This is a genomic window from Micromonospora sp. 4G55 (assembly GCF_016803375.1).
The window spans coordinates 1-10,946 of sequence record NZ_JAEVHN010000174.1; the positions used below are offsets into that span (position 1 = coordinate 1).

Consider the following 10,946-nt stretch of genomic DNA (forward strand, 5'->3'; position numbering starts at 1 on the left):
CTGCGCCAGGCGGACCTGGCCCGGCGGCGCGCCGTCCAGCTCGGCCGCAACCGGGTCGAGTGGTACGACGCCTACCTGGAGGAGCAGCTGGTCCGCCGGCTGGACCTGGAGCGGGAGCTGCCCGGCGCGGCCACCCGGGGTGAGCTGGATCTGGTCTACCAGCCGGTGCTGGGGCTGGCCGACCGGCAGCCGGTCGGCACCGAGGCGTTGCTGCGCTGGCGCAGCCCGGTGCTGGGCACCGTGCTCCCGGCCGAGTTGCTGCCGGTGGCCGAGGACCTCGACCTCGTCGGCGAGCTGGGGCGCTGGGTGCTGGACCGCGCCTGCCGGCAGCTCGCCAGCTGGTCAACGGGGGGCCGGGAGCTCTGGATGGCGGTCAACGTGACCCCCCGGGAGCTGCTGGCCCCGGATTTCCTGCCCGGGGTGGCCGCCACGCTGGCCGGGCACGGGGTGCCGGCGCACCGGCTCGTAATCGAGGTGGCGGAGCCCCGGATCGGCCGGGACCTGCCCACCGTGGTGGCCCGGCTGGCCGGCCTGCGGTCGCTGGGGGTGCGTACCGCGTTGGACGACTTCCGCGCCGAGCACGCCTCCCTGGCCCAGCTGCGCCGGCTCCCGATCGACCTGCTCAAGGTCCGGCCGCAGCTGGTGGGGTCGGCGCACGACCCGCAGCGACCGCTGATCGACGTGGTGGTCAGCCTCGGCGAACGGCTCGGGCTGTCGGTGGTGGTGGAGGAGCTGGAGTCCGACGCCGACGTCGACCGGGCGCAGCGGGCCGGCTGCCCGTACGGCCAGGGGTTCGCGCTGGCCCGGCCGGCCACGGCGGAGCGGGTGGAGGCGTACTTCGAGGAGTTCCCGTCCGCCTCCCGCTGACCGCACTGTTCAGCAACTGCTGAACCGGTTCACCTGACTCGAGGTGGCGCGGTGCTGCCGCGCGGGGTCAGGTGGGCGGTCTCGTCCTGCAGGCCGGTCACCGGCTCGCCGGCGATGACCGCCAGCAGCTGCCGCGCGGCGTGCGCGCCGTACGCCGGGATGTCCCGCCCGAGCGCGGTCAGCGGCGGGTGCACCAGCTGGCAGAGCGGCGAGTCGTCCCAGGCCACGATCGAGAGGTCGCCGGGGACGGCCAGCCCCATCTCCTGCGCCACCGAGAGCCCGGCGATCGCCATGACGTCGTTGTCGTAGATCACCGCGGTGGGGCGGTTGGCGGAGCTGAGCAGGCGGCGGGTGGCCCGGGCGCCCTCCTCGCCGGTGTAGTCGGACCAGACGGTGACGGCGTCGGCCAGCCCGAGCCGCCGGCACACCTCGGCGAAGGCGTCGGTGCGGATCTCGGTGTGCAGCAGCGAAGGCAGGCCGCCCACCCGGGCGATCCGCCGGTGCCCGAGGGCGACCAGGTATTCGACCGTCTCCACCAGCGCCGCCGCGTCGTCCGACCAGACGTTGGCCAGGCTGCCGGTGTGGCCGGGTCCGCCGATCACCACGGCCGGCAGTTGCAGCTCCTCCAGGGCCGGCACCCGCCGGTCTTCGGTGCGCAGGTCGCAGACGAAGACCCCGTCGACGCGCCGCTCCGCCCACCAGCGGCGGTAGACCGCGATCTCCGCCTTCTGGTCGGCCACCACCTGGAGGGTGAGCGCGTACGACCGGGCGGAGAGTTCCGCCTCGACGCCGCTGATCAGCTCCATGAAGAACGGCTCGATGCCCAGTATCCGGGCGGGCCGGCACAGGGCCAGGCCGACGGCGTTGGCGGTGGCGCCGGAGAGCGCGCGGGCGGCGCTGCTCGGGCTGAACCCGATCTCGGTGGCGATGGCCAGGATCCGTTGACGGGTGGCCTCCGAGACGCCCGGCTGCCCGTTGAGCGCGTACGACACCGCGCCCTTGGACACCCCGGCGCGTCGCGCGACGTCGGCGATGGTCGGCCGCTTCACCGGCGTGCTCCTCAATTCTCGCGGCCCCCCGGGCCGGTCCCACGGCGCCGGGGTCACCGGCGGCCCTCACGCTACCCCGACCCCGTCGGGCGGATGCCCCCGGCGGACCGGCGGACAGCGGGCCTGCTGAACGATCACTTGCGCGGTTAAGCGTACGGCCTGACCCGCCCGTCCCCGCCACCCCTGGGCACGTCCAGGTGCGGGAGAAAGCGCTTCACCACGCATGGCCGCGCTCCCAATGTCGCGCTTGGGTTACCGAACAAGCACCCCGTTGACCGGCCGTTGACAGTGCCGGACCCGGACCGTACGGTGGCCTCACTTATCCGGTTCAGTCAACGTCTCTCGATATCGGGAGCGTTCCCATTTGGCGCGGAGGATGACATGAAACGGTCCTGGTCCCACTGGGTCCGCGCGGCGGTGGCCGGCGCCGTCGGCCTGGTCCTGGTCGCTGGCTGCAGCGGCAAGAGCACCACCGACTCCGACGTCGGGGACGGCGTCGTCACGTTGAAGATCAATTTCTGGGGCGACTTCGGTCTCCAGGACCTGAAGACCCGCTACGAGGCCGACCACCCGAACATCCGGATCCAGCTCAACTCGGGCGAGTACAACGCCCAGCACGAGGACCTGCAGAAGAAGCTGGTGGCGGGCTCGGGCGCGGCGGACATCGCCGCCATCGACGAGGGCTTCATGGTCCAGTTCCGCAGCCAGTCCGACAAGTTCGTCAACCTGCTCGACAAGGGCGCCGGCTCCTACGAGAGCAAGTACCTGCCCTGGAAGTGGAAGCAGTCGCTGTCGGCCGACGGCAAGACCCAGATCGGCCTCGGCACCGACGTCGGCGGCCTGGCGATGTGCTACCGGACCGACCTGTTCAAGGCCGCCGGACTGCCCATTGAGCGGGACCAGGTCTCCGCCCTCTGGCCCACCTGGGACAAGTTCATCGAGGTCGGCCAGCGGTACACCGGCAAGACCAACAAGAAGTTCATCGACTCCGGCACCAACCTGTTCAACCCCATCCTCGGCCAGCAGCCGGTCGGGTTCTACAACGAGCAGGACCAGCTCCAGATGGAGCAGGGGCCGATGGTCGCCTTCGACTACACGGTCAAGGCCATCCAGGCCGGGCTGTCGGCCAACCTGGCCAGCTTCCAGGCCGACTGGGACAAGGGCTTCACCAGCGGCTCGTTCGCCGTACTCGCCTGCCCGGCGTGGATGCTCGGCCACATCAAGGACACCGCGCCCGGCACCCAGGGCAAGTGGGACATCGCGGCGGTGCCCGGCGGTGGCGGCAACTGGGGCGGCTCGTTCCTGACCATTCCCAAGCAGGGCAAGCACGTCGACGAGGCGTACCAGCTGCTGGAGTGGCTGGTCCAGCCGGAGCAGCAGATCGAGATCTTCAAGAAGGTCGGCAACCTGCCCTCGCAGCCGGCGCTCTACGCCGACCCGGCGATCGCCGATTTCAAGAACCCGTTCTTCAACGACGCCCCGGTCGGGCAGATCTTCCCCAAGATGGCGCAGGGCCTGACCCCGCAGTACCTGGGCAGGAAGAACGGCGACCCGGGTCGCCGTGGAGAACGTCATCACCCGGGTGCAGAACAAGACCTTGAAGCCGGAGGCGCCTGGGCCGAGGCGGTCAAGGAGGCCGAGAAGGCCGGCACCTCCTGACGGGCCGGTGACGGAGTGGCCACGACCGGCCGCTCCGTCACCGCCGCACCGCCCGTACCCCCGTCACCTCTTCGGCCCTGGAGCGTGTCCCATGTCCACCACCCGTGCCGCGCCCGCGTCGTCGGGCCACCGAGCCGCGCCGGGCCGCGGCGGCTCCGGACCCGACGAGCGGCGGCTCACCTGGCGCAACCGGCTGTACCGCTTCGACATGCGCTACCTGCCGTACCTGATGATCGCCCCGTTCTTCCTGCTCTTCATCGTCTTCGGGCTCTTCCCGCTGGTCTTCAACGGCGTGGTCTCGCTGCGCAACTACCGGTTGGACGACCCGACGCTGCCGCCCTGGGCCGGCTTCGACAACTTCACCCGGCTGGTCGGCGACGACGACTTCTGGAACGCGCTCTACAACACCTTCGGCATCTTCCTGCTCTCGTCGGTGCCGCAACTGCTGCTGGCGCTGGTGGTGGCATCCCTGCTCAACCGCCGGCTACACGCGCAGACCTGGTGGCGGGTGGGCGTCCTGCTGCCGTACGTCACGCCGATCGTCGCCTCGACGATGGTGTTCAGCGTCTTCTTCTCCCGCGACTTCGGCATGGCCAACTGGGTGCTCGGCCTCTTCGGTCTCGGTGGGGACGAGCCGATCGACTGGCGGGCCGACAAGCTGCACTCCTGGATCGCCATCGCCACGACGGTCAACTGGAAGTGGATCGGCTACAACGCCCTGCTCTACCTGGCCGCCATGCAGTCCATCCCGCGCGACGTGTACGAGGCCGCGGCGATCGACGGCGCCGGCCCCTGGCGGCAGCTCTGGCGGATCACCGTGCCGATGATCCAGCCGGTCATCGTCTTCACCGTGGTGCTCTCCACCATCGGCGGTCTCCAGCTCTTCACCGAGCCGATGCTGTTCGACCTGAACTCGCAGGCCGCCACGGGCGGGCCGAACGGCGAGTGGCAGACCATCGCCCAGCTCATCTACAAGGTCGGCTGGAAGGACCTCAACCTCGGTTACGCCGCCGCGATGTCCTGGGCGCTCTTCCTGATCATCCTGCTGGTGGCCGGCCTCAACACCCTGCTGACGAACCGACTCTCCGGAGGCCGTCGGTGAGCACGAACGAAAGGAGGCTCGGATGAGCGCGCTGGACACCGCGCCGTCCCGGCCCGTGGCGGTCCGGCGCAACCGGCCCACCCTGATGGGCCGGGCGCCGCAGGACACTCCGGCCTCGGTGTGGACCTATCTGCTGCTGGCGGTGACCATCCTGTTCGCCGCGTTCCCGCTGTACTGGATGTTCGTCATCGCCACCAGCAACGACGCGGCGCTGGCGAAGATCCCGCCGGCGGTCGTCCCGGGCGATGAGTTCCTGGTCAACGTGCGGGAGGTCTTCTCCCTCCAGGACGTCTACTTCGCCGCCTCGCTGGTCAACAGCGTCATCGTCTCGACCGTGGTGACCGCGTCGGTGCTGTTCTTCTGCTCGCTGGCCGGCTTCGCCTTCGCCAAGCTGCGCTTCAAGGGCAGCCGGGCGCTGATGCTCTTCGTGGTGCTCACCCTCACCGTGCCCAACCAGCTCGGCATCGTGGCGCTCTACATCGTGATGGGCAAGCTCGGCTGGAACGGCACCCTGCTGGCCGTCATCGCCCCCGGCCTGGTCACCGCGTTCGGGGTGTTCTACATGCGCCAGTTCATCGTCAACACCGTGCCGGACGAGCTGGTCGAGTCCGCCCGGGTCGACGGCGCCACCACCATGCGCGTCTACTGGAACATCGTGCTGCCGGCGATCCGCCCGGCTCTGGCGGTGCTCGGCCTGCTCACCTTCGTCGCCACCTGGAACGACTTCCAGTGGCCGCTGATCACGCTCAGCGGCACCGACTACCCCACCTCGATGGTGGCCGTCTCCGACCTGGCCAGCGGCAACTACGTAATCTACCGGCGGGTGCTGGCCGGCGCGTTCATCGCCACGGTGCCCCTGCTGGTCATGCTGTTCATCGGCGGCCGGCAGATCGTCCGCGGAATCATGGAAGGCGCGGTGAAGTCGTGACCCGGCAGACGTTGCACGAGGGCTGGACGCTGCGGGCCGTACCGGGGCCGCAGGTGCCGGACGGGCTCGCCGGCCGGGCGGTGCCCGCCACCGTGCCCGGCTGCGTGCACACCGACCTGCTGGCCGCCGGGCTGATCCCCGACCCGTTCGTGGACGACAACGAGACGACGCTGGCCTGGATCGGGCGCACCGACTGGGTCTACGAGACCACCTTCGACCGGCGGCCCGGCGACGACGAGCGGGTCGACCTGGTCTGCGCCGGCCTCGACACGGTCGCCACGATCACCCTCAACGGGGTCGAGGTCGGCCGCACCGAGAACATGCACCGCGGCCACCGGTTCGACGTCGGCGCGCTGCTGCGCCCGGGGGCGAACACGCTGACCGTCCGGTTCGACTCGGCGTACCGCTACGCGGAAGGGCACCGGGACGCCCTCGGCGACCGGCCGAACGCCTACCCGGAGCCGTTCCAGTTCATCCGCAAGATGGCCTGCAACTTCGGCTGGGACTGGGGACCGACCCTGGTCACCGCCGGCATCTGGCAGGAGATCGGCCTGCACGCCTGGTCCACCGCCCGGCTCGCCACCGTCCGTCCGCTGGTCACCGTCGCCGACGGGGTGGGACGGGTCGACCTGCACGTCGAGGTGGAGCGGGTCGGGGTCACCCCGTTGACCGTCCGGGCCGCCGTCGCCGGCGCGGCCGTCGAGGCCGTCGTCCCGGCGGGGGAGCGCACGGCGGTGGCGACCCTCACCGTCCGCGACCCCGAGCTGTGGTGGCCCCGGGGGTACGGCGAGCAGGCGCTGCACCGGCTCGACGTCACGCTCTGCGCACCGGACGGCCGGACCCTGGACGCCTGGTCCCGCCGGATCGGCTTCCGGTCGGTACGCCTCGACACCACCCCGGACGCCCACGGCACCCCCTTCGCCCTGCACGTCAACGACACCCCGGTCTTCGTCCGCGGGATCAACTGGATCCCCGACGACCCGTTCCCCAGCCGGATCACCCGGGACCGGCTGGCGTACCGGCTCGACCAGGCCGCCGGAGCCGGGGTGAACCTGCTGCGGGTCTGGGGCGGCGGCCGGTACGAGTCGGAGGACTTCTACGACCTCGCCGACGAGGTGGGGATCCTCGTGCAGCAGGACTTCCTCTTCGCCTGCGCGGCGTACCCGGAGGAGGAGCCGTTCGGCACCGAGGTGGCCGCCGAGGCCACCGAGCAGGTCGCCCGGCTGGCCAGCCACCCGTCGCTGGTGCTCTGGACGGGCAACAACGAGAACATCTGGGGCTGGTACGACTGGGACTGGCAGGAGCCGCTCGCCGGGCGCACCTGGGGTCGGGGCTACTACCTCAACCTGCTGCCCCGGATCGTCGGCGAGCTGGACCCGACCCGGCCGTACTGGCCGGGCAGCCCGTGGTCGGGCAGCGAGGAGATCCACCCCAACGACCCGGCGCACGGCACCATGCACATCTGGGACGTCTGGAACACCGACGACTACACGAAGTACCGCGAGTACGTACCCCGCTTCGTCGCCGAGTTCGGCTACCAGGCACCCGCGGCGTACGCGACGCTGCGCCGGGCGCTGACCGACGAGCCCCTCGCGCCCGACTCGCCCGGCATGGCGCACCACCAGAAGGCCACCGACGGCGACGCCAAGCTCCAGCGTGGACTCGACGCCCACCTGCCCGAGCCGGCTGACTTCGACGACTGGCACTTCCTCACCCAGCTCAACCAGGCGCGGGCCATCCAGCTCGGGGTGGAGCACTTCCGCTCGCACCGGGACGTCTGCGCCGGCACCATCGTCTGGCAGCTCAACGACTGCTGGCCGGTGACCTCGTGGTCGGCGATCGACGGCGACGGCCGCCGCAAGCCGCTCTGGTACGCGCTGCGCCGGGCCTACGCGGACCGGCTGCTCACCGTCCAGCCCCGTGCCGGCGGGCTGGCCCTGGTGGCGGTCAACGAGACCGGCGAGCCGTGGCGGGCCCCGGCGACGGTCACCCGGCTGACGCTGGCCGGTGAGCCGAGGGCGAAGACGGCGTACCCGCTGGACGTCCCGGCGTACTCGGCGGTGGTGCTGGCGCTGCCCGCGGACCTGGCCGGGCCGGAGGCGGCCCGCCGGGAGCTGCTGGTCGCCGAGGCCGGCGACACGGCCGAGCGGGCTCTCTGGTTCTTCGCCGAGGACCGGGAGATCGACTGGCCGACGGCCCGCTTCGACGCGACGGTCGCGTCGGGCGAGGACGGCCAGCGGGTCCGGGTGACCGCCCGGACGGTGCTGCGCGACCTGACCCTCTTCCCGGACCGGCTGGACCCGTCCGCCGAGGTCGACCGGGCGCTGGTCACCCTGCTGCCGGGCGAGTCGGCGACCTTCACCGTGCGGGCCGACACGGCGCTGGACCCGGTGGCGTTGACCGCCCGCCCGGTGCTGCGCTGCGTCAACGACATCGCCGGCGCGACGCGGGCGGTTCCGGCCGCGGCCACGGAAGGAGCCACGGCGTAAGGCGCGACGGGCGGCGGCTGGCCGGCATCCTCCGGCCAGCCGCCGCCACGGTCACCGAACGCGGCTGAGACGTCGTCCCGGGTTGCCGGCCAGCGCCCGCCAGAGTTGGTCGGGGCGCCCCGCGCGCCGAACGGCCGCTACCCAGCGTGGTCCGGACGGACCAGGACCCGGCTGTGAGCGATATGCCGCTGAGTCATGTTTATGCCTCTCAGGTATATCGCTCACCAGGCATACGCCCTCCGCGCCACGACACGCCAGCTGGCCGTCACCCGATCGGGGGCGTGGCGCGACCGCGGTCACCCGAAAGAGGTCACCACCGCGCCGGGGCGCCGCTCACTCCGGCACCCGGCGGTAGGCGCCGTCGCTGGCCGACGTCGCCATCGAGGCGTACGCGCGCAGCGCCGCCGACACCGGCCGCTGCCGGTCGACCGGGGTGTACGGCCGGTCCCGCTTCTCCTCGGCGACCCGGCGCGCCTGGAGCACGTCGTCGGGCACGTTGAGCTCGATGGACCGGCCGGGGATGTCGATGACGATCTCGTCGCCCTCGGCGACCAGCGCGATCAGGCCGCCCGAGGCCGCCTCGGGGGAGACGTGCCCGATGGAGAGCCCGGAGGTGCCGCCGGAGAAGCGGCCGTCGGTGAGCAGCGCGCAGGCCCGGCCCAGCCCTCGGCCCTTGAGGAACGAGGTGGGGTAGAGCATCTCCTGCATGCCGGGGCCGCCCTTCGGGCCCTCGTAGCGGATCACCACGACGTCCCCGGCGACGACCTGCTTGGCCAGGATCGCCGAGACGGCGTCGTCCTGCGACTCGTAGACCTTCGCCGGGCCGCGGAAGGTCAGGCACTCCTCGGGCACCCCGGCGGTCTTCACCACGCAGCCGTCCGGGGCGAGGTTGCCGTACAGGATGGCCAGCCCACCGTCGGCCGAGTACGCGTGCTCCAGGTCCCGGACGCAGCCGCCGGCCGCGTCGGTGTCCAGCGACGACCAGCGGTTGTCGGTGGAGAACGGCTCGGTGGTGCGCACTCCGCCCGGGGCGGCGTGGAACAGCTCGACCGCCTCCGGCGTCGGCGAGCCGCCCCGCACGTCCCAGTCGGCCAGCCAGCGCTGCAGCGAGGGGGAGTGCACGGCGTGCACGTCCCGGTGGAGCAGGCCGGCCCGGTCCAGCTCGCCGAGGATGGCGGGGATGCCGCCGGCCCGGTGCACGTCCTCCATGTGGTACTGCGGCGAGTTCGGTGCGACCTTGGCCAGGCAGGGCACCCGGCGGGAGATCGCGTCGATGTCCGCCACCTGGAAGTCCAGCTCGGCCTCGCGGGCGGCGGCGAGCAGGTGCAGGATCGTGTTGGTCGATCCGCCCATCGCCACGTCCAGGGCGACCGCGTTCTCGAAGGCGGCCCGGCTGGCGACGGCACGGGGCAGCACCGAGGCGTCGTCGCCGTCGTACCACCGCTTGGCGATCTCCACGACGGTGCGGCCGGCCTCGACGAAGAGCGACCGGCGCGCGGCGTGGGTGGCCAACGTCGAGCCGTTGCCCGGCAGCGCCAGGCCGATCGCCTCGGTCAGGCAGTTCATCGAGTTGGCGGTGAACATGCCGGAGCAGGAGCCGCAGGTCGGGCAGGCGGAACGCTCGATCTCGCCGAGCTGGTCGTCGGTGACCGCCTCGTTGGACGAGGCGATCATGGCGTCGATCAGGTCGATCTTGGAGTGCACGATCCCCTCGATCGCCACCGTCTTGCCGGCCTCCATCGGCCCGCCGGAGACGAAGACGGTCGGGATGTTCAGCCGCAGCGCGGCCAGCAGCATCCCCGGGGTGATCTTGTCGCAGTTGGAGATGCAGACCAGGGCGTCCGCGCAGTGCGCGTTGACCATGTACTCGACCGCGTCGGCGATCAGCTCCCGGCTGGGCAGCGAGTAGAGCATGCCGCCGTGGCCCATGGCGATGCCGTCGTCGACGGCGATGGTGTTGAACTCGCGACCCACCCCGCCGGCCTCGGCCACCGCGTCGGCGACCAGGCCGCCGAGGTCCTTCAGGTGTACGTGACCTGGGACGAACTGGGTGAAGCTGTTGGCGATGGCGACGATCGGCTTGCCGAAGTCGTCGTCGGTCATCCCGGTGGCCCGCCAGAGGGCCCGGGCGCCGGCCATCGTCCGACCGTGGGTGGAGGTCCTCGACCGCAGCTCAGGCATGCATACCAGTCTGGCACCGTCCCGGCGGCGGCCCCCGGCGGTCCGAGCGTGTCCCAACAGATGCACACCCGGTGCCCCGCGCGGGGCGCGGATCCGGCACAGTTGAGGACGTGCGTTTCCCCCCGGGCATGGTCGCCGTCGCGCTTCCCAGCGCCCTGGTCGCCGTGACCGCCACCCTGCTGCTCGTCGGGTCGGTCCGGCGTCGCAGCGGCCCGGACCGCCGGCCGTACGCGCTGCTGGCCGCCGCCGGCGGGTTCGCCCTGGTCGGCCTGCTGGTCGGGGTGGGCCTGGTGCTCTATGACCCGCACCACCCGCCGCATCCGGCCCGGCTCACCGGGTGGCCCGTCCTGATCTCCGTCGCGGTGACGCTGAGCGGCCTGGCCGCCGCCGCCGGGCTGCTCCGCCTGCCGGGGGCGGTGGTGTCCCGGCCGGCGACCGCCCGGCTGCTGCTCGACGCGCTGATCGTCGCGACGGCCCTCTGGTTCGTCGGCTGGGTGCTCTTCTCCCCGCCGACCCGACTGCTCGGGTCGGCCACCCCGGTGGCCTGCCCGGCGATCCTGCTGGCCACGGTCAACGCCGCGCTGACCGTCGGGGTGACCCTGACCGTGCTGCTGCGCGCCGCTCCGCCCCGGGGCCGGTTCGGGCTGCTCGGCGCCGGCATCACCGGCAAC

General features: G+C 72.0%; 7 protein-coding genes and 1 pseudogene. 6 read left to right on the forward strand and 2 right to left on the reverse strand.

Features of this window, described 5'->3' with window-relative positions:
- The coding region (locus tag JNW89_RS16290; RefSeq protein WP_238449559.1) for an EAL domain-containing protein at nucleotides 1–867 on the forward strand (867 nt) is incomplete at its 5' end.
- Between the two features lie 29 nt (nucleotides 868–896).
- Here JNW89_RS16290 and JNW89_RS16295 read toward each other — a convergent pair.
- Entirely contained in the window at nucleotides 897–1,916 is a 1,020-nt protein-coding gene (locus JNW89_RS16295; protein WP_238449560.1) for a LacI family DNA-binding transcriptional regulator, read from the reverse strand.
- Nucleotides 1,917–2,297: 381 nt separating this feature from the next.
- Between JNW89_RS16295 and JNW89_RS16300 the strand changes: the two genes are divergently transcribed.
- The 4 genes from JNW89_RS16300 (at nucleotide 2,298) to JNW89_RS16315 (ending at nucleotide 8,094) form a co-directional block, all read left to right on the forward strand.
- The gene (locus tag JNW89_RS16300; protein WP_238449561.1) at nucleotides 2,298–3,575 is read left to right on the forward strand and encodes an ABC transporter substrate-binding protein; all 1,278 of its coding nucleotides are present in this window, start codon (nucleotides 2,298–2,300) and stop codon (nucleotides 3,573–3,575) included.
- A 91-nt stretch (nucleotides 3,576–3,666) separates the two neighbouring features.
- Complete coding sequence (locus JNW89_RS16305) at nucleotides 3,667–4,677, forward strand: carbohydrate ABC transporter permease (protein ID WP_238449562.1); 1,011 nt, start codon at nucleotides 3,667–3,669, stop codon at nucleotides 4,675–4,677.
- An 85-nt stretch (nucleotides 4,678–4,762) separates the two neighbouring features.
- The gene (locus JNW89_RS16310; RefSeq protein WP_375155107.1) at nucleotides 4,763–5,605 is read left to right on the forward strand and encodes a carbohydrate ABC transporter permease; all 843 of its coding nucleotides are present in this window, start codon (nucleotides 4,763–4,765) and stop codon (nucleotides 5,603–5,605) included.
- Nucleotides 5,602–8,094, forward strand: coding sequence for a glycoside hydrolase family 2 protein (locus JNW89_RS16315; RefSeq protein WP_238449564.1), 2,493 nt, complete (start codon nucleotides 5,602–5,604; stop codon nucleotides 8,092–8,094). Before JNW89_RS16310 ends, JNW89_RS16315 begins: the two co-directional genes overlap by 4 nt.
- A gap of 333 nt (nucleotides 8,095–8,427) precedes the next feature.
- Here the strand turns inward: JNW89_RS16315 and ilvD are convergent, their stop codons facing one another.
- Nucleotides 8,428–10,275, reverse strand: coding sequence for a dihydroxy-acid dehydratase (gene ilvD, locus JNW89_RS16320; RefSeq protein WP_238449565.1), 1,848 nt, complete (start codon nucleotides 10,273–10,275; stop codon nucleotides 8,428–8,430).
- A 110-nt stretch (nucleotides 10,276–10,385) separates the two neighbouring features.
- On the opposite strand from ilvD, the pseudogene JNW89_RS16325 reads away from it, so the two are divergent.
- A pseudogene (locus tag JNW89_RS16325) lies at nucleotides 10,386–10,946 on the forward strand (GGDEF-domain containing protein); the annotation flags it as partial.